Annotated in this window: 16 protein-coding genes; 11 read left to right on the forward strand and 5 right to left on the reverse strand. The window is 42.9% G+C overall.

The genetic code is table 11. The features are described 5' to 3' along the window. Positions 1–452: 452 nt before the first annotated feature. From ACE01U_RS07760 to pdxR, 4 genes are all read right to left on the reverse strand, one after another. Positions 453–1,148, reverse strand: a complete 696-nt coding sequence (locus ACE01U_RS07760; protein WP_119063786.1) for an alpha/beta hydrolase — start codon at positions 1,146–1,148, stop codon at positions 453–455. A 444-nt stretch (positions 1,149–1,592) separates the two neighbouring features. Then, positions 1,593–3,701, reverse strand: coding sequence for a TonB-dependent receptor family protein (locus ACE01U_RS07765; RefSeq protein WP_395579114.1), 2,109 nt, complete (start codon positions 3,699–3,701; stop codon positions 1,593–1,595). Positions 3,702–4,101: 400 nt separating this feature from the next. After that, on the reverse strand, positions 4,102–5,547 hold the full coding sequence (locus ACE01U_RS07770) for an amino acid permease (RefSeq protein ID WP_086208665.1): 1,446 nt from the start codon (positions 5,545–5,547) through the stop codon (positions 4,102–4,104). Positions 5,548–5,964: 417 nt separating this feature from the next. Next, positions 5,965–7,467: a MocR-like pyridoxine biosynthesis transcription factor PdxR gene (gene pdxR, locus ACE01U_RS07775; protein ID WP_086208664.1), complete on the reverse strand. Its 1,503-nt coding sequence runs from the start codon at positions 7,465–7,467 to the stop codon at positions 5,965–5,967. 295 nt (positions 7,468–7,762) lie between these two features. Between pdxR and ACE01U_RS07780 the strand changes: the two genes are divergently transcribed. The 3 genes from ACE01U_RS07780 (at position 7,763) to ACE01U_RS07790 (ending at position 12,126) form a co-directional block, all read left to right on the forward strand. Further along, on the forward strand, positions 7,763–9,046 hold the full coding sequence (locus ACE01U_RS07780) for a Glu/Leu/Phe/Val family dehydrogenase (RefSeq protein ID WP_086208663.1): 1,284 nt from the start codon (positions 7,763–7,765) through the stop codon (positions 9,044–9,046). Between the two features lie 352 nt (positions 9,047–9,398). Further along, positions 9,399–10,661: a 4-aminobutyrate--2-oxoglutarate transaminase gene (gabT, locus tag ACE01U_RS07785; protein ID WP_086208662.1), complete on the forward strand. Its 1,263-nt coding sequence runs from the start codon at positions 9,399–9,401 to the stop codon at positions 10,659–10,661. Positions 10,662–10,677: 16 nt separating this feature from the next. Then, positions 10,678–12,126 carry an NAD-dependent succinate-semialdehyde dehydrogenase gene (locus ACE01U_RS07790; protein ID WP_119063800.1) on the forward strand — a complete coding sequence of 483 codons (1,449 nt, stop codon included), beginning with the start codon at positions 10,678–10,680 and terminating at the stop codon, positions 12,124–12,126. Positions 12,127–12,327: 201 nt separating this feature from the next. On the opposite strand, the gene ACE01U_RS07795 is transcribed toward ACE01U_RS07790, so the two are convergent. Then, positions 12,328–12,750 (reverse strand): Lrp/AsnC family transcriptional regulator, encoded by a 423-nt coding sequence (locus ACE01U_RS07795; RefSeq protein ID WP_086208661.1) that lies wholly within the window; start codon positions 12,748–12,750, stop codon positions 12,328–12,330. Between the two features lie 202 nt (positions 12,751–12,952). Here ACE01U_RS07795 and ACE01U_RS07800 point away from each other — a divergent pair, with 202 nt between their 5' ends. From ACE01U_RS07800 to alr, 8 genes are all read left to right on the forward strand, one after another. Beyond that, complete coding sequence (locus ACE01U_RS07800) at positions 12,953–14,227, forward strand: Glu/Leu/Phe/Val family dehydrogenase (RefSeq protein WP_171248480.1); 1,275 nt, start codon at positions 12,953–12,955, stop codon at positions 14,225–14,227. Between the two features lie 72 nt (positions 14,228–14,299). Beyond that, positions 14,300–15,517: an aspartate aminotransferase family protein gene (locus tag ACE01U_RS07805; RefSeq protein ID WP_086208660.1), complete on the forward strand. Its 1,218-nt coding sequence runs from the start codon at positions 14,300–14,302 to the stop codon at positions 15,515–15,517. Positions 15,518–15,530: 13 nt separating this feature from the next. Continuing rightward, entirely contained in the window at positions 15,531–16,562 is a 1,032-nt protein-coding gene (gene astA / locus ACE01U_RS07810) for an arginine N-succinyltransferase (protein WP_034171394.1), read from the forward strand. Beyond that, the gene (gene astD / locus ACE01U_RS07815) at positions 16,562–18,031 is read left to right on the forward strand and encodes a succinylglutamate-semialdehyde dehydrogenase (RefSeq protein ID WP_395579115.1); all 1,470 of its coding nucleotides are present in this window, start codon (positions 16,562–16,564) and stop codon (positions 18,029–18,031) included. The genes astA and astD overlap by 1 nt, the downstream gene beginning before the upstream one ends. Positions 18,032–18,054: 23 nt before the next feature. Then, entirely contained in the window at positions 18,055–19,395 is a 1,341-nt protein-coding gene (gene astB / locus ACE01U_RS07820; protein WP_119063789.1) for an N-succinylarginine dihydrolase, read from the forward strand. 21 nt (positions 19,396–19,416) lie between these two features. After that, on the forward strand, positions 19,417–20,397 hold the full coding sequence (gene astE / locus ACE01U_RS07825) for a succinylglutamate desuccinylase (RefSeq protein WP_395579116.1): 981 nt from the start codon (positions 19,417–19,419) through the stop codon (positions 20,395–20,397). Between the two features lie 399 nt (positions 20,398–20,796). Further along, a complete protein-coding gene (locus ACE01U_RS07830; RefSeq protein WP_395579117.1) occupies positions 20,797–22,296 on the forward strand; it encodes an amino acid permease in 1,500 nt (499 codons plus the stop codon). A 78-nt stretch (positions 22,297–22,374) separates the two neighbouring features. Beyond that, positions 22,375–23,589: an alanine racemase gene (alr, locus tag ACE01U_RS07835; RefSeq protein ID WP_395579124.1), complete on the forward strand. Its 1,215-nt coding sequence runs from the start codon at positions 22,375–22,377 to the stop codon at positions 23,587–23,589. Positions 23,590–23,696: the final 107 nt, after the last annotated feature.

Genomic DNA, 23,696 nt, shown 5'->3' on the forward strand with positions numbered 1-23,696 from the left:
TCATCGCTGTCTAGATAAGAGTGATCAAAAAGCATAGATCGTTTCATGAAAAACTACCTACTTAGAATATTCATCCAAATCTTGCATGAGAATGTAATGTAGAAGTAGGTACAAGAATCGTAGATAAAAATATAACAAAATGGATTCATCGCAAGTTCTTGTTATATTTTTTGAACTCTTTTTTGATCAGTTTATTTTTATTCCTTATTTAAAAATATACAGAAAGTTCTGGCAGGCAGTCAGTTAAAAAATGTTATTCAAAGTTTGTATCGCGTGTCTTAGCATTATTTGGCTTGGTGTGAAACGAGTATATTAAGATCCCTATAGAAAAGTCATTTTGTTACGCGACTTTAGCATTGGTTTGAAGTTGTTTTTATCTAATATAAGAATGGTGAGCAGAATAAGGTGCGATCTGAAAAGAGGGAGTCGAAACTCCCTCTCACTTGAGGTGCTTAATGTGCCAGAAAGTTTGCTGCTTCATCAATTAGATCAGATACTTCTTTGGGTTGAGAGGCAAGCGAAGCATGACTTGCATTTAACGAAATAACTTTTTGCGCATTAAGACGTGAAGACATCATCGCTTGGTTTTCAGGGTGGATCATGCGGTCTTCGGTTGAGATTTGATACCACGATGGTTTGATTTTCCATGCTGGATTTGAAATTGTATCGCCAAAAGTACTGGCAACAGGGGCTTTCTGAGTGATTCCCATCACTAAGCCTTCATCATTTGTTAAGTCTTGACAAAAGCTTTCATGATATTTATCTGCTTTTACCCAAAGATAGCCGTCACTATCAGGTTCTAAATTGGGTGCTCCTACGGGCAAATGCAGTTGGGTAATCCCACCTGGACTTTCTCCTGTATCTGGAGCAAATGCTGCAATATACACTAAGCCGACGACATTCGGCTGATTGCCTACTTCAGTTATGACAGCTCCGCCGTAGGAGTGACCGACCAGAAGAACATCACCTTGCACTTGTGCAATCATTTTACGAGTTCGTTCGACATCGTCTGCTAAAGAAGTAAGCGGAAGTTCAACGGCTTTCAATGCGGTATAACCGCGGTGAGATAAATCGGTAATAACTTTAGACCAATGGGCTGCACCACCCCAAAATCCATGTACAAATATAATTGTAGGCTTATTATTCATATTCTATTCCCTAGACTAAATTATCATCTTATCGTGAAAAATTTAAGGAGACTAGTTTGGTTTTATGCTGCTCTGTATTGTTAAATTTAACTGATTGTAAGTTAAAGAGATGAGTGGGCTAAATTTTCGCAGTCATTTTTGAAAACATATTTATTATTTAAATACTTAATTTTTATATTGAATCTAAGGTTTAGTAAAACGTAGGGCATAACCTTTTATCGGTTTATTTTAAGGGATTCTAGTATCTTTTATTAGATTTGAAGGTTGTAGGTTGAGCTGAGCAGCTTATGCCGAGGGGCTGACATTTATCAGACAGAGTATCCATTTCAGCTTTCGGTGCTGTCTAGAAATAAAGGGAAAGTTGTTTCAGGCGAGGACATCACTTTTGCAAAGATGAATGAGAGGTGCCCCTGCCTGAATATTTGCTTTTCTAGAATTGAATGTTTAGAAATCAAATGAGGTTTGTAGATAATACGTTTGTGGCGCGCCTACATACATTCCACCGACTTGATCCGCTGAACGTGTGTAGTATTCACGGTCAAATAGGTTCTTCACACCGAAGCCCACTTTGAGACCATTGAGTTGTGTGTTGGAAAAATCATAGGATGCCCGAACACCCACTAAACCATAACCAGGAATGTTGCCATAGCGTCCAGTAGCATCATGGGTGCCCGATGCGTTTTGACCAGATTGACCGTAGAAATTAGTGTTTAGTGTCCATTGATCAACTTTATAGTCTATTCCAGCATTACCTACCCATTGTGAATAAAAGTCGAGATCTTGTCCTTTGTTTTCCCCAGCAGATGCGGTTGCTTTGGTGTAAGTGGTATTGGCATACAGCGAAATACCGCTGAGTTCGTCACTGATTGCACCGAGATTATATTTAAATCCGAACTCGGCTCCTTTGTGTTCAGTGGCACCTAAATTTGAGTAAGTTTGAGTTGCATCATCTCGTTTTAATTCATCAGAAAAATCAATATAAAACAGGGTGAATTCTAGGGATAGATATGGGTCTAAATAGTGTGTACCAATTTCATAATTATTGGCTTTTTCAGGTTGCAAGCCTTGCATGGTCAGATAGGCACCTGACGCATTGGTATTGGCCATTTGGCTATATTGTAGTGGTGCAAAAGATTTACCGTAGTTTGCAAAAATATTCCACAAATCATTGGCTTTATACATGACTGAAAAGCTTGGTAATACTGCATCATAGGATTTTTCAGCATGTACTCCGTTGAGTACCGATGCATCTTTATTTAATTTGTACATATTTTCGGTGGTTTTGATTTTCTCAAAACGAACACCAGGAATCAGAGACCATGCACCCACATCTGTGCGGTTGTCGATGAACAATGCATGTGCATCTGTTTTCCCGTCTGCTTTGGTCCAAGCATATTCATTTGTAGGGCCTGTGACCGTGTTATAGCTTGCACGATTAACTGCTTCTTCACTGGTTTCATGTAGATAGCGATAGCCCACAGAAACTTCATTTTCAGTAGTCCCAAATTGGTACGCATGCGAATACCGTGGCTCGATTGCCGTCACTTTATAATTACGTGGCGCCGTTTGGTACAGTTTTGATCCACTACGTTCCATTCCTGCATCACGGAAGGTGTCAGTGTGATAGGCCAAAAGCTCAAAGGCATTGTCATCTTTTTTATAGCTGTATTTAACCGAACCGTCAGTACGATGCCCTTTCATATAATCATGATTGCGCAAGGACTGATATGGATTTTCAGCAAATTGAGCAGGGGTTAAACCTCCAGGCATATCTACATCTGCATCGTAGCGGTGTAGATTGGCTTCAATTTTTGCATATTCATCTATTGCATAAGCTGCTTTTAAGCGAATATCGTTGATGTCAGAGTCATCATTTTTATCGCGAAAACCCTCTCCATTAACGCCAGAATATAACAGCGCTAAGCCTAAACCGTTGTCTAAGGTTCCACCCACAAATAAGTTGGGGTTAAATTTTACATGACCGTTTTCTGCAATTTCTGTAGTGAGGTCTACCGTTCCAGCAAAGGTTTCAGGAATTGTACGCGAGTTAAAGTTAATAATCCCGCCTACATTTTGTGGCCCAAAGCGAACAGAGCCCGCGCCACGCACCACGTCGATACTTTCAATATTGCCTAAACTAGTGGGTGCTAAGGAGAGTTGTGATTGACCATAAGGGGCAAACGAAAGTGGAACACCGTCCACGAGTACCTGTGAGCGTGGTGAAAACCGTGACGTTAAACCACGGACACCGATGCTTAACGATGCATCACTCCCAGCTGTTCCTGCATTTTCAGGAGCTTGAATACCAGGCACAGTGCGTAAAGCCTCTTTGACAGAAGTTACGCCTCGGTTAATCAACTCATCACGCTGAATGACTGTACGCGCTCCAGCATGATTTAGTACTTTCTGTGCATTGGCTTCATCTAACCAGTTGCCTTCGGCTTGCACAGTTATCGGGTTAAGCGTCACAGTAGGGTCTGTATCGGCTGCATAAAGTATGGAGGGAAATAAGCAGAGTGTGAGGACTGATTTTTTGAACTGAGGGAGTGACACAAGAGATCCTTAAAATGATGTATAGGTGAAATATGAAGAAAATATGGAGAATTTGTAAGTTTGTGAAATGATAAGCTGACTAGCGAAATCTGTAAATGATAATCGTTTGCTTTTTATTCAAGTGTTATATAAAAATTATTAGAATAAAGGGAATAGTGAAAGCACTTAAAAGTGAGGCGGCAATCTATACAAAATTCTTTTCTGAAAGGGCTCTGCAATATCAAACAGGCTGACAGTTTTCTAGAATATGAATACAAAAAGATAGATAAAAACGGTGGCTAACATTTGAGTAAAAATTGAACTTATTGCTGAGTTTAGCCTAAAAAACCAATGGCTTTCACTGGGAGGCCATTGGTTTTAGTGTATGTTGAATTTTGCTCAATCTGACATTAGTTTAACATTACAGATTGTTGGTCAAGTCCGCCTGAGTGTTGTCAGATTTATCTTGAGCATGCTTTCCCCAGTTAAACTTCTGTGCACAGATGCCTAATCCAACAATAAACAATGCAAGTAAACTGGTATAGGTTACTTCTTTGAAATAAGTGCCTTCAACCAACATGGTAATAAGTGCGCCAATAATAAAGAAGATTGCAAGATACGTGAGCCAAGGGAATAACCACATTTTGAAGTCAATCACTTTTCCTTCAGCTTCTAATTTCTTACGCATACGTAGCTGAGAGAAAGCAATGGTGAGATACACGTATAGTGCTGCTGTACCTGTTGCTAGCATGAAAATATCATAGACATTCATGCTTTCAGTTGCAGTGAGGTAAGTGGCTACTAAAGCGAATATTGATGAGATCAAAACGCCCATCCACGGACTACCATTACGGTTGATTGAACCAAAGCTTTTCGGTGCATCACCACGTTTAGACAGTGAAAACAGCATACGTGAACAGGTATAAAGTGCAGAGTTAAAACAGCTACATACTGAAGTGAGTACCACGAAATTTACAATGTGTTTCGCTTCAGGAATACCAAGTGCTGACAACGTTACGCTATATGTTCCCCAAGTTGGATCTTTTAACAGCGGGTTGTTATGTGGAATCAGGCAAACGGTAATGAACATTGAACCCACATAGAACAGCATAATACGCCATACGACCGAGTTAGATGCTTTACGGATTTCTTGAGCAGGATTTTGTGACTCTGCCGCAGCGACAGTGACAATTTCAGCCCCAATATAGGCAAACATTACCCCAAGCAAGGCAGTAATAACCGCAGAAAAGCCATTTGGCATGAAACCTTCTGCTGTTAAATGCGTCATACCTGCTGCACCACTTTGACTCCAAGGCCATAAATGCATGATTGCTAAGCTACCAATGACCAAGAAAATAACAATCGCTATAACTTTAATCAGTGCAAACCAGAACTCAAATTCACCGTAGTTTTTAACGTTTTGTAAGTTCACTAAGACCAAAGACACAATCACTAAGAGCATGTAGCCCCAGATTGGCATAAAGGGGAACCAACTGTTGAGAATTTTACCTGCGACATAAGCTTCCCAACCCATGAGTAGTGCCCAAGAGCACCAATACAGCCAGCCAATGGTAAAACCAGCCCAACGACCAATTGCACGATCAGCATAAGTAGAAAATGAGCCACTATCTGGATTGAGAACAGCCATTTCACCCAGCATGCGCATGATTAATAGGATGAGTAATCCGCCAAAAGCATAAGCCAAAACTGCAGCAGGGCCTGCCGAGTAAATGACATTACCCGAGCCAATGAAGAGTGAACCACCAATTACACCAGCAATCGAGATCATTGTGAGATGGCGTGACTTAAGTCCATTTTTTAAGCCCTGAGATGCATCCGGCACAGAGGTATGTTGAGGTGCTTCCATATAATTTTCCTTAATTTTAAGGATGTAGTTTCAAAATGGGGCGAAGCCTTTTTCGCACTACTCATCCTGTAAAACTGTAACCGAATTCTCAAAGGCTTTATCAATATTAAGGTAAAAATTGATAAACCTGATGTTTCTAGCAATGCGCGAAAAATCACACTTTGGTTACAAAACGGTTACATGTTGTTTATGTATGCACTTAATTTCTCTTTTTTGTTCTAAGGAAACGAGAGCCATTTTTTAGCATTTGAAAGGAGCCAATTACATAGAATATGTGAAAAGTCGCAGAACCAATCTTTACTCTAGAGGGAAGAATTTATAGAATGAAGCAGCAGAGTTGGGTCTTGTCACTGCTGCTTTAGTCGTAGATGGATTAAGCGACTTGTTAGTTTAACTTTATAATTTATAATAAAAATATTAGTTAAGTGTACGAATGCCTGCATTGCGTAGACACTTGAGTAATACGCCAAAAGCCACCAATATTTCTTGCTCACTGACACAAGCAAAGCCCAATAACAGCCCTTTTTGTCGCGTTGAATAATGCTTGGTATAGTATTGCGATAGTGCGCGAACTTTCACCCCTTGATCAAGCGCATTGCTAGCAATCACCACATCATCTATAGCACTTGGCAGTTTTAAAATCAGATGTAAACCTGCTGCGGTATTATATTCATGTAGGAAATCTGCACCGAGATGGCGTGTAATTAGATCAATGAGAAAAGCATGGCGCTTACTATACAGCAAGCGCATACGGCGAATATGTGCTTCATAATGCCCTTCACGAATAAACTCAGCTAGCACTTTCTGATCAAGCAAATGTCCACCGCGATACAGCTCCGATGCCACAATGCGCAAGGGAGAAAACAGCTTTTTAGGTACGACCAAATAACCAATCCGCAAAGCAGGGTATATGGTTTTGCTGAAGGTTCCCATATAAATCACTGGCGCATCTGGCTCCAAACCTTGCAATGAGGGAAAGGGTTGTCCTGAAAAACGAAACTCACTGTCATAGTCATCTTCCACAATCCAACTTTTATGTTGGCGTGCAATTGAAATCAGTTGTTTACGACGTTCTAAACTTAAGTGTGAACCCAACGGATACTGATGTGATGGGGTCACAAAAATCAGTTTGGGCGGGCGTTTGGGCTCTAGATCAGGAATAATCCCTTCTTGATCGACGGGCAGTGAGCGCAAATTTACCCCATTAATACGCAATATATTTCGTGCCCCCCAATAGGCAGGATCCTCAATCCAGACCTCATCTCCAGGGTCGCTTAACGTGCGTGAAACCAGATCAATGGCTTGATGTGTTCCCTCGGTAATAATGATTTGGTCTGCATCACATTGCACTGAGCGAGCAATTTTGAGGTATTCAGCCAGTTCCTGACGCAGTTCTAAACATCCTCCCGCATTGCTATAAATCAGTCGATTAATTTCAGGTTCACGGCTAAGGCGCATTTGAATTCGACTAAAAATATGATGTGGAAATTCGGTAACGTCAGGTGCGCCGGGTACGAAAGCTCCCCACTGATAAGGCGATGCAGCTGAATAACCAATCAGATAGGAACCCCGTTGTGACAAGCTATAATTTTGCTGGATCTTTTTTTCTTGGGCCTGATTTTGGGTGTTTTCAGCTTTGACTAAGAAAGACTCAGGCAGTTTTTCTGCGACCCATGTGCCTTGACCAGTCCGTGCCTCAACATAACCTTGAGCCTGTAATTGCTCATAGGCACTTAGGACCGTATTGCGCGACACTTTAATTTCTTTGGCCAAATCACGCGATGCAGGTAGGCGGGTTTTAGGTGCGAGTACGCTATCAATAATAGCGTTGCGTAAACAGCGAAATAATCGCAATTGTAGGGTTCCGTCGGTATCTTGCTGTAATCGTTGCAGCAAATAATCTCCAAGCAAGCTACGCAATTGGCTCTCTCCTACAAAATCAAAATGGCTCTCGTGAGAGCAATAACCGCAAGTGCAAAATTATCTCGTCAGGCAGCAGTTGTAAAGCATCTTGCTTGTATACATTTGGCGCAAAAGCCCGCGACTTAGGGGGCTGGAAATATACACAACTCGCGTCCAAATCAAAAGTTTTTTTAGACGATTTCAAAATACAAGCAGGGTTGTTTAAACGTACACATTGAGAAATGCGTACAGGTTTATAGACATTGATTTTGAGCAAGCATGTCGGCGCTTGCATTATAGATAGGATTTAAAAATGAATACCATGGTCAAAGGTCTCACATATTCGGGACAGGGTGAAACCGCTTGGAACAATTATTTAAAACAACTGGACAAAGTAGCGCCTTATTTGGGTGAATTGAGTGAGCGTTTAGATATGCTTCGTCGTCCTAAGCGTAGTCTTATTGTTGATATCCCAGTGATTATGGATGATGGCTCGGTTAAGCACTTTGAGGGATATCGTGTTCAACATAACCTGACTCGTGGGCCTGGGAAAGGTGGCGTGCGCTTCCATCCAGATGTGAACTTAGATGAGGTGATGGCACTATCTGCATGGATGACTATCAAGTGTGCGGCATTGAATTTGCCTTTTGGGGGCGCTAAAGGCGGTGTTCGTGTTGATCCAACTGAACTTTCTCCACGTGAGCTTGAACGCTTAACGCGCCGTTATACCACCGAAATTAATTTAATTATTGGCCCTCAAAAAGATATTCCTGCCCCTGATGTCGGGACTAACCCGCAAACAATGGCATGGATGATGGACACATTTTCCATGAATGCAGGTTCAACAGTGACAGGTGTCGTGACTGGAAAACCTGTGCATTTAGGTGGTTCTTTGGGTCGTGTCAAAGCGACAGGCCGTGGTGTGTATATTTCAGGGCGTGAAGTCGCACAACAAATTGGTCTGGATTTGGCTGGTGCTCGAATCTGTGTTCAAGGCTTTGGTAATGTTGGTAGTGAAGCTGCCCTGCTATTCCAAGAAAATGGTAGCAAAGTGATTTGTGTACAGGACCACTCAGCGACCCTCTATCAAGAGCAGGGGATTGATGTTCAAAAGTTGATGCAATACTCAAAAGCACACGGGAAAATTAAAGGTTTTGCAGAGCAAGATGAAATTCATACCGCGAACTTTTGGCAAATTCAGGCTGAAATTTTTATTCCTGCTGCGCTTGAAGGGGTAATTGATGCTGCTGTGGCACAAAGCATTCAAACCAAAATGATTTTAGAAGGTGCCAATGGCCCGACATTAACGGAAGCGGATGAAATCTTAGCTGAACGTCAAATTACTGTTGTTCCTGACGTGATTTGTAATGCTGGTGGGGTAACCGTGAGCTATTTTGAATGGGTGCAGGATCTTGCAAGTTATTTCTGGACAGAAGAAGAGATTAATCAGCGTATGGATGCGATTATGAAAAATGCTGTATCGGATGTTTGGTTAAAAGCGAGTGTTGCTCAGTGTTCTTTACGTACAGCAGCTTATATTTTGGCGTGTGAGCGAATTTTAATGGCACGTAAAGAGCGCGGCATTTACCCTGGCTAAAATGTGAGAAGGTCAGAGCAATGTTCATCATGTCAATACGAAGTGTTTCTATCGGTTGCTATGTTGAGTTGCAATGGCTCTACACGTAGGTTGATGTTGTAATGGCACCTTTTTAAAAGGTGCCTGTTTTTTATTTTGTAAGCTGTTTATTTTTAATAAATAAAAAAATATTTGGAAAATAATGATGCAGCATACTGGTAAATTGGCTCTCTTCATCTGATAGAAAGTGGCTCTCGTTTAGTACCAATAAAAGCGCAGAATGAAATCAACAACAGGTCCTTTGTATATCAGCAAAAGCATGATATGGACACTGAAATTTTATAAATGTATGAATCAAGAATGAGGATGCAAAATGGACAGTAAACACTCTGCACTGAACGCACGTAAACTACAAGCGACACCTCGTGGCGTTGGTGTCATGTGTCAATGGTATGCGGAGAAAGCAGAAAATTCCACGATTTGGGATGCTGAAGGTAATCAATACATCGACTTCGCTGGTGGTATTGCTGTACTAAATACAGGTCACCGCCATCCTAAAATTATTGCTGCTGTTACTGAACAATTAACTAAATTTACCCATACGGCGTATCAAGTTGTGCCGTATGAAATTTATGTGTCATTGGCTGAGCGTATCAATGCACGTGCGCCGATTGCAGGTGATGCAAAAACAACATTCTTCTCTACAGGTGCTGAAGCTGTAGAAAATGCAGTAAAAATTGCGCGTTCACATACGGGTCGTCACGGTATTGTGACTTTTGGTAATGGCTTCCACGGTCGCTCATTTATGACCATGGCAATGACAGGTAAAACTGCACCGTACAAGCGTGATTTTGGTGTTATGCCAGCAGGTGTTTTCCATGCACGCTATCCAGTAGAGTCAAAAGGCATTACTGTAGATGATGCAATTCAAAGCATTGAAGACATTTTTGCAGAAGATATTGCAGCACATGATGTTGCTGCGATTGTGCTTGAACCAGTTCAAGGTGAAGGTGGTTTCAATGTTGTTCCAGCAGAATTCTTAAAGCGTTTACGTGCTTTGTGTGACCAACATGGTATTTTGATTATTGCAGATGAAGTACAGTCAGGTTTTGCGCGTACTGGTAAATTGTTTGCGATGGACTACTATGAGACTAAAGCAGATTTAATCACAATGGCGAAAAGCCTTGGTGGTGGCTTCCCAATCTCTGGCGTAGTAGGCCGTGCTGAAGTGATGGACGCACCAAACCCAGGTGGTCTAGGTGGTACTTATGCAGGTAACCCTGTCGCAGTTGCTTCTGCACATGCGGTACTTGACGTAATTGAAGAAGAAGGTCTTTGCGAACGTGCAAATGTATTGGGTGCAGAGTTGGTTGAAGTTCTAAACGAACTCAAACAATCTTCTTCTATTGTTCAAGATATTCGTGCTTTAGGCTCAATGGTTGCTGTTGAATTGGAAACTGCTGATCAAGCTAAAGCGATTCAAAACTATGCAATGCAAAATGGCTTGCTTATTTTGACCTGTGGTCGTTATGGTAATGTGATTCGTTTCTTATATCCTTTAACGATTCCTGCAGAGCAATTCCGTGCTGGCTTAAACATTTTAAAACAAGGTTTTGCACTTTCTGCTGCAGCATAATTGAAGAGTAATGACTATGCTTCAAGCGCAATATAAAGATTTATTACAGCATCCAGATATTCGTTTTGATATGCCTGAAAATGGCGGTTACATCGAAGTGAAAGATGCAGCAACACATGACACGTTGGCATGGGTGAAATCCCATGACCGCGCGTCAGTTGAACAAGCGATTGCACGTTCGCAAGTGGCGCAAACCGCGTGGAAAGCACAAACTGCGCTACAACGTGCTGATGTGCTTTGGGCTTGGTTTGACTTGATGCAGGAAAATAAAGAGTCATTGGCTCAGATTTTGACTGCTGAACAAGGTAAACCTTTGGCTGAAGCACGTGGTGAAATTGGCTATGCGGCTTCATTTATTCGCTGGTTTGCAGAGCAAGCTCGTCGTATAGATGGTGATGTTTTAGCACCAACACTACCAAATCAGCGTTTGTTGGTCATCAAACAAGCCATTGGCGTTACTGCTGCAATTACACCGTGGAACTTCCCTGCGGCAATGATCACACGTAAGGCAGCACCTGCAATTGCAGCGGGTTGTTCAATGCTTGTGAAACCAGCAGAGCAAACACCTTTGACAGCTTATGCTTTAGAGGTATTGGCACTGCGCGCGGGTTTACCACAAGATGTGTTATTGCATATCAGTGGTGACGCGATTGAAGTCGGTAAAACATTGTGTGAAAGCGATACGGTGAAGAAGTTAAGCTTCACGGGTTCAACGCAAGTTGGCCGTATCTTAATGCAGCAATGTGCACCAACCATCAAAAAACTGTCTTTAGAGTTAGGCGGTAATGCACCTGTGCTAGTGTTTGACGATGCTAATCTTGAGCAAGCAGTACAAGGCATTATGGCCAGCAAGTTCCGTAATAGCGGACAGACCTGTGTTTGTGCCAATCGTATCTATGTGCAAGACGGTATTTATGATGCATTGGTTGAAAAGTTGACAGTTGCTGTTGCGAATTTAAAAGTCGGTGATGGTCGTATCGAGACTTCAACCCAAGGGCCTTTGATTGATGAAGCAGCGATTGAAAAAGTTCAGTCACATATTGCAGATGCCATCAGTAAAGGTGCACAGGTTAAAACCGGTGGTCAACGTTCAAGCTTAGGTGGTACTTTCTTTGAACCGACACTTTTAACAGAAGTGACACAAGAGATGAAAGTCTCGAAAGAAGAAACCTTTGGCCCATTGGCACCGCTGTTCCGTTTTAAAACGGAAGAAGAAGCGATTCAAATGGCCAATGACACCGAATTTGGTCTGGCAACCTACCTATTTACCCAAAACACAGCACGTCAGTGGCGTGTTGGTGAGGCGCTTGAGTACGGTATGGTGGGCATCAACACGGGTGCGATTTCAAATGAAGTGGCTCCATTTGGTGGTGTGAAGCAGTCTGGCTTAGGGCGTGAAGGCTCTAAATTCGGTATCGACGAATATCTCGAAATGAAATATTTGTGCGTGGATATCTCTGTTTAAGTACGTCTAGCAATCATCAGTTAAAAAATCAGCCTTGCCCATTCAAGGCTGATTTTTTTTATGGGCGTATATTAGGGGAGAGTCGATTTATTTTAAAATAGTACCTAGTGAAGCAACTTCAAAAGCCAAATTAATAAAGTTCACTACACCTTTATATAACGTGTCTTCTTTTCTTTAATCGGTCCAAACATATAAGTGACTTTAAACTTTATAGGTAGACAGTAAAATACTGGTTTCAGTATTGTAAATTCCTGAAATATTTCGGATTCGTTCTAAAATTCGATCAAAATTTTCCAAGCTATCAGACTTCAATTCGACCAATAAATCCCACTTGCCATTGGTACTATGCAAGGTATGCACAGCAGGGTCGATTCTGAGCTCTTTGACCACTGCACTGGTCTTGGTGCCTTCCACCATAATATTCATCCAAGCACGGATACTATTTTTCTCAGCGCCCGGTTTAATCCGTACGGTATAGCCTGTAATCACACCACTGGTTTCCAGATATTCAATACGCTTTTGTACGGTATTTCGAGAGATATGGAGCTTGTTCGCAATCTCGGTAATCGAGATACGGGCATTGTCTTGTAGTAAGCCGAGGATTTGACTGTCCGTATCGTTCATTTTGATTTTTCCTGTTATCAATTTGATGAAATTTATTTCATTTTAATCAAATTTACAACTTTTTGGGCGCAATTTGATTTTTCATACTATGCGTATTGAGAAGCACTCTAGTGAGCGTTACATCGAGCTGAGGCGATGTGTTCTATAGGAGGTGTCTCATATCTATTTAATGGATTTGATTCAGCAAATTTTAAAGGGAAATATCATGTCTTTGTCATATGAAATGGACAATAGTGGCGCTTGGCAGACCTATCTTGCACAGATTAACCGTGTTGCGCCATATCTGGAAGACGACTTAATTCCATTCATCAACACTTTAAAGCGTCCAAAGCGCGCTTTGATTGTTGATGTGCCAATTGTGATGGACGATGGTTCAATTCAGCACTTCGAAGGCTATCGAGTACAGCACAATTTGTCACGTGGACCTGGTAAAGGTGGTATTCGTTACCATCCAGATGTTGAACTCAACGAAGTCATGGCACTCTCAGCGTGGATGACAATTAAAACTGCGGTTTTAAACTTACCGTATGGCGGTGCTAAAGGTGGTATCCGTGTAGACCCTCGCAAGTTGTCTCCACGAGAACTTGAACGTCTGACTCGTCGTTTTACCAGTGAAATTAGCCCAATCATCGGCCCACAAACCGATATTCCTGCTCCAGATGTAGGCACCAATGCAGACATTATGGGTTGGATGATGGACACCTATTCAAGCATTAAAGGTCATACCGTAACAGGTGTAGTAACAGGTAAGCCTGTGCACTTAGGTGGCTCTTTAGGTCGTGTCCGTGCGACGGGCCGTGGTGTGTTTGTGACAGGTTTAGAAGTGGCTAAGAAAATCAATCTTGCACTTGAAGGTAGCCGTGTAGCGATCCAAGGTTTCGGTAACGTGGGTAGTGAAGCTGCATACTTATTCTACAAAGCCAATGCGAAAGTGGTGTGTGTACAAGACCACACAGGTACGATCTTTAACGCAGAAGGCATGAATGTTAAGCAGTTACAGGACTATGTTGCGATTCATAAAGGTGTAGCAGGTTTCCCTGATGCCACTTTAATTGAAGACGAAGCATTCTGGACAGTGGACATGGATATTTTAATTCCTGCTGCTTTAGAAGGTCAGATTACCGCTGAACGTGCGCAACACTTAACTGCAAAATTGGTCTTGGAAGGTGCAAACGGTCCAACCTATCCAGATGCAGAAGACATTCTGTTAGAACGTCAAATCACGATTGTACCTGACGTACTGTGTAACGCAGGCGGTGTAACTGTGAGTTACTTCGAGTGGGTTCAAGACATGGCGAGCTACTTCTGGACAGAAGAAGAAATTAACCAACGTTTAGACAAACTTATGGTGTCAGCAGTTGAAGATGTTTGGTTCACTTCGAGCGAAAAGCAGTGCAGCCTTCGTACAGCGGCATACATCTTGGCATGCCAACGTATCTTAAAAGCACGTAAAGAACGAGGAATTTTCCCAGGTTAAGGGGGAGTTTCGTGCCCTTCGGGGGCACATTCAAGACAGAACAACATCAGATTTATTAAGGAAGAACAAACCATGAACCAGAATAGTCAACCTACTCGCCAAGATTTTAATCAGTATATGGTGCCAGTTTTTGCACCCGCTCAGTTTATTCCTGTGCGTGGCGAAGGTTCTCGTTTGTGGGATCAGCAAGGTAAAGAATATATTGATTTTGCAGGTGGTATTGCGGTCAATGCACTTGGGCATGCTCACCCTGTGGCAGTTAATGCCTTGGTTGAGCAAGGTCAAAAGCTCTGGCACATTGGCAATGGTTATACCAACGAACCTGTACTGGCACTTGCAAAACAATTGGTCGATAATACCTTTGCAGACAAAGTGTTCTTCTGTAACTCTGGTGCAGAAGCCAATGAAGCGGCTTTGAAACTTGCGCGCAAAGTGGGCCTACTTTCAGGCTCGGCGCGCAAAAATAAAATTATTGCATTCAAAAATGCTTTCCACGGTCGTACTTTATTTACGGTTACGGCTGGTGGTCAACCGAAATATTCACAAGACTTTGCACCGCTTCCAGAAGGTATCCAGCACTTACCATTCAATGACTTAGATGCAGTACGTGAAGCAATTGATGCAGATACGTGTGCAGTGATTGTTGAGCCGATTCAAGGTGAAGGTGGTGTAATTACCGCAAATCCTGAATTCTTAAAAGGCTTACGTGAACTGTGTGACCAACATGGTGCTGTACTGATTTTTGATGAAGTGCAAACAGGTGTGGGTCGTACAGGTGCTCTATATGCCTATATGAACACTGATGTGACCCCAGACATTTTAACCACAGCCAAAGCACTCGGCGGTGGTTTCCCAATTGGTGCGATGATCACGACTGACAAATATGCCAACATGTTTGTGGTGGGTGACCATGGTACGACTTATGGCGGTAACCCATTGGCATCTGCCGTAGCCAATGCGGTATTTGGTTTGATCAATACCCCAGAAGTGTTGAATGGTGTACGTACACGTGCGCAAATTTTTGCCGACGGTTTAAACCAGTTAAATGCACGCTATGGCTTATTTGAAGAAGTTCGTGGTCAAGGTTTATTAATCGGCTGTGTACTGAAAGCTGAATATGCAGGCAAAGCTAAAGACATCGTGACTTTGGCGGGCGAAGAAGGCTTATTGGCACTGGTTGCAGGTCCAAATGTTGTTCGTTTTACACCATCATTAATTATTCCAGAAGCAGATATCGAAGCCGGTTTACAACGCTTTGAACGTGCGCTCGCGCGCTTTGTTGGCGCGTGATAGGCCACTGGTTATGATGATTGTTAGACATGCAGAGCATCGAGATTTAGATGATATCTACATTCTGGCGGGGAAGTCTGGCATTGGCCTGACTTCTTTACCCCAAAATAAAGAGATCTTATCGGCTCGTATTGCACGCACGCAAAAGACCTTAGCGGGTCAGGCAACACCGAGTGAACAGGGCTATTTATTTGTTTTAGAAGATACCTTGTTACAGCGTGTGGTTGGCGTCAGTGCAATTGAAGTTTCAGTGGGTTTAACTGAGCCTTTCTATAACTACCATGTGGGCAAGCAAGTCCATGCCTCACAAACTCTGAATGTTTATAAAACTTTAAATACGCTGTTTTTAAGCAATGACCATACCGGTTGTAGCGAACTCTGCACGCTGTTTTTAGACCCAGAGTACCGCAAAGACCAAAATGGAAAACTGCTGTCGAAGATCCGTTTTCTGTTTATCGCTGCTTTTAAACAGGCTTTTCAAAATAAGCTGATTGCGGAAATGCGTGGTTATTCCGATGAAAATGGTCGTTCGCCATTTTGGGATGCTTTAGGCCATCACTTTTTCAATATGGATTTCTCGACTGCGGATTACCTCAGTGGGATAGGGCAAAAAGTCTTTATTGCGGAGTTGATGCCACGTTTTCCTGTGTATATCGACTTGCTGCCGATGGCTGCGCAACAAGTAATTGCACAGGTACATCCTCAGACCGTTCCGGCCTCTCGTGTGTTGGAGTCAGAAGGGCTGTGTTACCAAGGTTATGTCGATATTTTTGATGCAGGCCCGACACTTGAAGCCGAAGTCAGTAGCCTGCGTGCAGTCAAAGACAGTCACACTTGTGCAGTGAAAATCGTCGATAGCGTTCCAGATGATGCAGGGCGTTATTTGGTGGCAAATGATCGCTATCAAGACTATCGCGCGATTTTGATTCAGCACGCGGCTGAGTCGGACAGTTTAAGTTTAACGGTAGAACAAGCGCATGCCCTTGGTGTGCAAGCAGGGCAAAGCATTCGTATGTTGCCTTTAGATAAGATGGAGCAAAAATAATGTCACAAGGGAATCTATATATAAACGGGACATGGTCTCCAGCGCAAGGTACGGCATGGGACAAACTCGATCCTGTTACGCAAGAAACAATTTGGCACGGTGCAGAAGCGACAGCTGAGCAAGTTGAACAAGCTTGTCAGTCTGCACGTGCTGCCTTTGCTGCTTGGGCACGTCGCCCTTTAGCCGAGCGTCTTGAAATTATTCAACGATTTGCCAGCTTGTTAGAACAAAACAAACAACAGCTTGCAACGATTATTAGTCGTGAAACCAGTAAGCCGATTTGGGAAACGTTGACTGAGGTTCAGTCGATGATTGCTAAAGTGGCGATTTCAGTGCGTGCTTATCACGAACGTACAGGTGAAAGTCTGACGGAAATGCCAGATGGTGCAGCGTCTTTACGTCACCGTCCGCATGGTGTGTTGGCTGTATTTGGCCCGTATAACTTCCCAGGTCACTTACCCAATGGCCACATCGTCCCTGCGCTGATTGCAGGCAACACTTTGGTCTTTAAACCAAGTGAATTGACGCCGTGGACTGCGGAAGAAACGGTCAAATTATGGCAAGAAGCGGGTTTACCTGCGGGTGTGTTGAACTTGGTGCAAGGTGGTCGTAGCACAGGTGAGGCACTTGCGCAGTCGCATGAAATTGATGGTTTGTTATTCACAGGCAGTGCCAATACAGGTTATCACCTGCATAAACAATTGGCTGGTGCTCCAGAAAAAATTCTCGCTTTAGAAATGGGCGGTAATAACGCATTAATTATCGACGAGATTACCGATATTGATGCGGTAGTGAATTTAACCGTCCAATCTGCCTTTATTTCAGCAGGTCAGCGTTGTACCTGTGCACGCCGTTTAATTATTAAAAATGGCGCTGTAGGCGATGCCTTCATTCAACGTTTGGTTGAAGTCAGCCGTAACTTGGTGGTGGGTCAGTGGGATGCTCAGCCACAACCGTTTATGGGGGGGGTAATTTCACTGCATGCTGCACAGCAAATTTTACAAGCACAACAACGCCTGATTGATTTAGGAGCGCAAGTTCTGCTCCCTGTTACTCAAGCGGATGCCAACAGCAGCTTGTTAAGTCCAGGTCTTTTAGACGTGACCCATGTTAGCGATGTGCCAGATGAAGAATATTTTGGCCCATTGAGCTGTATCTATCGTTATGACCATTTCGATGAGGCTTTGGCATTAGCGAATGGCACTCGATTCGGTTTGTCGGTGGGTCTAGTTTCACCTGACCGTGAGCTGTTTGATCGTTTATTGATTGAAGCGCGTGCAGGCATTGTGAACTGGAACAAACCGTTAACAGGCGCGTCAAGTGCTGCACCCTTTGGTGGTGTAGGTGCATCAGGAAACCATCGTGCCAGCGCTTTCTATGCCGCAGATTACTGCGCATGGCCAATGGCATCACTGGAAAGTCAGCAGGTAAGTTTACCTGAAAAATTATCGCCAGGCATTGTGCTGTAAGTCGACAAAAAGGGAGTTTAGAAATGTCAGGCTATGAAATTAATTTTGATGGTTTAGTCGGTCCAACACACCATTATGCGGGATTGTCATTCGGAAACGAGGCATCCACCAAAAACCAAAATAATCTTTCCAACCCGAAGTTGGCTGCCAAGCAAGGTCTGTTAAAGATGAAAGCTTTGGCCGATATGGGTTTAAAACAGGGTGTATTTGCACCGCAAGAACGTCCACATGTCCCGACTTTACGCAAATTGGGCTTCCGTGGAGATGATCACAGCGTGATTGAACAAGCGATGCGTACCTCGCCTGCATTGTTATCCGCGTTGAGTTCAGCATCCTGTATGTGGACTGCCAATGCGGCAACCGTTTCACCGTCGGCGGACAGTGCAGATGGTCGTGTGCATTTTACTGCGGCGAATTTAAACAATAAATTCCACCGTTCGATTGAACATGACACCACATCGCGTGTTATGGCAGCGATGTTTAACGATGAACGTCACTTTGCCCATCACGAAGCGCTGCCACCTGTGGCATTGTTTGGTGATGAAGGCGCGGCGAATCATAACCGTTTAGGCGGTGCTTATGATCAGGCCAGCGTGCAAGTGTTCGTTTATGGTCAGCAGTTCCTCGGTGGTGGTATTGGCCCGAAACGCTATCCTGCGCGTCAATCCTTAGAGGCGAGTGAAGCCGTAGCACGTTTACACCAGCTCAAAGCGGAACAAACGGTATTTATACAGCAGCATCCCGATGTGATTGACCAAGGTGTCTTCCACAACGACGTGATTGCGGTGAGTAACCAAAACGTCTTGTTCCACCATCAGCATGCATTTTTGAATCAGTCTGAAGCATTGTCAGAAATTCGCGAAAAAATGGCGCGCTTGGGTCAAGAATTCGTCTCCATTGAAGTGCCTGATCAGCGTGTTTCTGTGAAAGATGCGGTCAATACGTATTTGTTCAATAGCCAATTACTCACCCGTGCCGATGGCGGGATGAGCATTGTGGTGCCTGAAGAATCACGTCAAAACCCAGCAGTGTGGGGTTATTTAAACGACATGATCCAAATGGGTACGCCGATTGACGACATCAAGGTGTTTGACCTACGTGAAAGTATGCGCAATGGCGGTGGCCCTGCATGTTTACGTTTACGTGTGGCGGTGAATGAAGCAGAGCTGAATGCAATCAACCCAAACCTGTTCATGAATGATGCCTTGTTTACCCGTTTAAACACGTGGGTCGACCAGTATTACCGTGACCAGTTGGCGCAACAAGATTTGGCTGACCCGCAATTACTGATTGAAAGCCGTACTGCGTTAGATGAACTGACGCAAATTTTGAACTTAGGTTCGGTGTATCACTTCCAACGTTAAGCAATCGTGCAGGGAAAGCAGATGATAGATTTTCTAGGTGATGTTTTAGCACAACGTGTCCCGACAGTTACGCATGGCGTACAGCATGATTTTCGTTGGGAATGGTTGGCTGAAGGTGTTTTATCTTTTACGCCGCAACAGGCTTATGAAAAAGCAGTCGTGCTTTCCGCGGGTGTGCATGGCAATGAAACTGCGCCAATCGAGTTGTTGGCGCAGCTGAGTCAAGATTTGTTTGCAGGGGCATTAGAGCTCAAGGTTAAGTTATTGCTGATTTTAGGGAATCCTATCGCGATTCGCTCAGGGCAACGCTATGTTGAAAATGATATGAACCGCATGTTCTGCGGAGCCTATCAACAATTTACCGACACATTTGAAGCGCAGCGGGTGGCGGTCTTAGAACAGATCGTCACCGCTTTTTTTAATGATAGTCCAGCTCAAATACGACGCTATCATTACGATTTGCATACCGCGATTCGCCCATCTTTGTTGCCGACTTTTGCCTTATTTCCTTATCAAACCCATGACTATGATGCTGCGATGTTGGACAGCCTAAACGCTGCGGAATTGGATGCCTTAGTGTATCACAATGCCGTAGGTCGTACCTTTACACACTTTAGCAGCTCTCAGTTTCAAGCGGCCAGTTCGACGCTAGAACTTGGTCATGCAAAACCCTTTGGACAAAATGATTTGACAGCATTCGCTGCAATTAATCATGTGCTTCGCGCTGTGGTGAGTGAGCAGTCCTTACCTGTGCGCCAAAAACAAGCAATTCAAACTTTTCGAGTCGTTGATTCGATCATCAAAACTGAAGAAGACTTCCAACTGAATTTGGCAGATGCTGCGCCTAATTTTTCTGCGTTTGAAACTGGTGCTGTTATTGCCTTACAACAGGGCAAACCGTATGTAATTGCACCAGAGCAGGTTCGGATTTTGTTTCCGAATACTCAAGTGAAAAAGGGATTAAGAGCAGGGCTGATCTTAACTGAGGTTTATTCAGGATGATTTTAGTCAATTTATTAAATGTGCTGATGGTGGTTTATCGAACTTAAGTCGTTAAATTAATTTTCAATGGAATTGAATATATGGATATTGTTAAAAATATTAATTCAATATTTTTATCTACTGATTATAAGGTAACTTATGGTTGGTGGATTTTTTTGCGTTTATTGTTTATTAAGTTATTGTTTTTTAATAAAAAATATTTGAATTTGGCATAGGTTTTGCAAGTCGTGTAAACATTATTTAGTGGCTGATAAAGGATTAACTCTCCTGGCTCTGAATAGTAAAAATTAATGTTATTGAAAGATAATATGTAGCTTAATTTGGACTGAAATGAAATAAGAAATTATTTTAAAAAAGTCCCATATTTACACCCGTTGGGCTGTAAATTGGAGTAAAAATATGATGAATGGAAAACAAGCCCATCAACAAAAAGAACCTTTAGAAGGTGATTTATTGGGTGGACATCATTACGAGTCAGTTGAGGAAGAACAACTGCAACGCTCACTAACCAATCGTCACATTCAGATGATTGCGATTGGTGGTGCGATTGGTACAGGTCTCTTTATGGGATCGGGTAAGACGTTGGCTGTGTCAGGTACATCCATTATTCTGACCTATTTAATTATTGGTTTCTTCTTCTTCTTCGTCATGCGTGCGATGGGGGAGTTACTGCTTTCCAATACCAACTATAAATCTTTTGCTGATTTTGCAACGGTATATTTGGGTCCATGGGCAGGCTTCTTTTTAGGGTGGTCGTACTGGCTTAGCTGGATTGTCACTGCAATTGCCGATGTGATTGTTATTGGGGGCTATGCACAGTTTTGGTATCCTGATCTCCCCGCATGGATACCCGCTTTCACCTCAATTGCCATTTTGACTTTGTTGAATTTCGTTGCTGTAAAGTTATTTGGTGAAGTCGAGTTCTGGTTTGCTTTAATCAAGATTATCGCAATTATTTTATTCCTATGTGTTGGTATATATCTCATTACCATTGGATTTGTCTCTCCAGATGGTGTCAAAGCGTCGTTAGCTCATGTGGTTGAGAAAGAGTCTTTGTTCCCATACGGTTTAACTGGCTTTTTAGCAGGGTTCCAAATTGCAGTATTTGCCTTTGTCGGCATTGAATTGGTGGGTACTACTGCGGCAGAAACCAAAGATCCGCATTATGCTTTACCACGTGCGATTAACTCGATTCCATTACGTATTTTATTGTTCTATATCGGTGCTTTGGTTTGTATTATTGCAGTCACTTCTTGGTCACAAATTTCTCCAGATAAAAGTCCATTTGTTGAAATGTTTACCTTAATTGGTTTGCCTGCGGCAGCCAGTATTGTCAACTTTGTGGTGGCAACCTCTGCCATGTCTTCTGCGAATAGTGGTGTGTTTGCGACCAGCCGTATGTTGTTTGGTTTGGCTGTAGAAAAAGATGCACCGAAAAGTTTTGCCAAACTGTCGAAAAGTAAAGTGCCTGTGCTGAGCCTTATATTTTCAATGTTCTGTGTAGTGGTAGGAACGTCGATTCTGTTTATTGTGCCGAATGTCATGACAGCATTCATTATCATTTCAGCCTTTACTTCTATTCTATGTATTTTTACTTTTGCCATGATTATTTTGTCGTATCTGGCTTATCGTAAAAAAGACCCTGAATTACATGAGCAGTCGGCGTATAAAATGCCAGGTGGTCGATTCATGGCATGGTTTACCTTGTTATTCTTGATCTTTGTGGTGGCGATTTTAGCACTAGATCATGACACCATGATTTCATTGGCATTCTCCCCACTTTGGTTTATTGGCTTAGGTATTGCTTATTACTATAAAACGAAAAAATATGCAGAGCGCAGTTGGATTTTGACCCATGGTCGCCGCATTGAGCATGATGATATGCAAGAAAATAATTAGTGAAAAGTGAGAGAGGGTATTTACCCTCTCTTTTGTTATAACGATGAAGAGGGTTTTATTTTGAAAAAGTCGACATTATTGGCTTGTATGTTAGGTGCAGGGCTGTTGAACATCAATAGCAGTTTTGCAGCGCCTTTATTAACCTCGCATATTTCAGCCAGCCAATCAGCCGCGCCTCAGGCCAATGCTTGGGTTGAAATTAATGTGCAGGCCTTTGAGCAAAATATTCAGACTTTGCAGCAGCAATTACAAGACAAAAGTCAAATTTGTGCAGTCATGAAAGCTGATGCGTATGGTCACGGGATTGAACTGTTGATGCCGAGTATTATGAAGCTGAATGTACCTTGTGTGGGGATTACCAGTAATGCCGAAGCGGCAATGGTACGTCAGTCTGGTTATCAGGGACGCCTATTAAGACTACGTGCAGCCACAGACCAAGAGATTCAAAATGCGGCTTCTTTAAATATGGAAGAGTTGTTGGGCAATTATGAGCAAGCACAACGTATGTCGCAGTGGGCAAAACAACAGGGTTTAACCATTAAATACCATTTAGGCTTAAATGCAGGTGGTATGGACCGAAATGGTTTAGAGTTGAATAGTGAAATGGGCAAACAGCAAGCGCTACGTATGACTAAATTAGCCAATCTAAAACTGGTGGGGATTATGACCCACTATGCAGTAGAGGATGAGCAATATGTGCGTGACCATCTGGCGGTGTTTAACCAGCAAACGGACTGGTTGATTAAAAAAGCCAAATTAAAACGTGAAGCGCTGACTTTACATACCGCAAATTCTTTTGCGACCTTAACTGTTCCAGAGTCACATTTAGATATGGTTCGTGCGGGTGGCGTGATTTATGGTGACAGCCTTCCAGATCGGGTCGAATATAAAAAGCTGATGGCCTTTAAAACCCAAGTGGCAACAGTTAATGCCTATTTGAAAGGCACAACAGTCGGCTATGACCAAACCTATACCTTGAAGCGTGATTCGCTGTTGGCGAACTTACCACTTGGCTACTCAGATGGTTATCGACGTGCCTTTAGTAATAAAGCCTATGTGCTGATTCGAGGCCATAAAGTGCCTGTAGTTGGACGAACTTCTATGAATACCACCATGGTAGATGTCACGGACTTTCCTGATATTCGTGCCAATGATGAAGTGGTGCTCTTTGGTCAGCAAGGTGCTGAAAGTGTCAAGCAAAGCGATTTAGAAGAATACAATGGTGCTTTACTAGCAGATGTTTATACCATGTGGGGTAATTCTAACCCTAAGGTTCTGGTACGGCACGATTAATAAACGACCAGCATTCGGTATGCTTGGAGATAACTTAAAAGTACCGATAGTTTGAGTTGAGCAACTATTCATCGCCTTTTTAAAGGGGTGTCTGGTTGTTTATACAG

The sequence above is a fragment of the Acinetobacter halobius genome (assembly GCF_044130335.1).
GTDB lineage: Bacteria > Pseudomonadota > Gammaproteobacteria > Pseudomonadales > Moraxellaceae > Acinetobacter.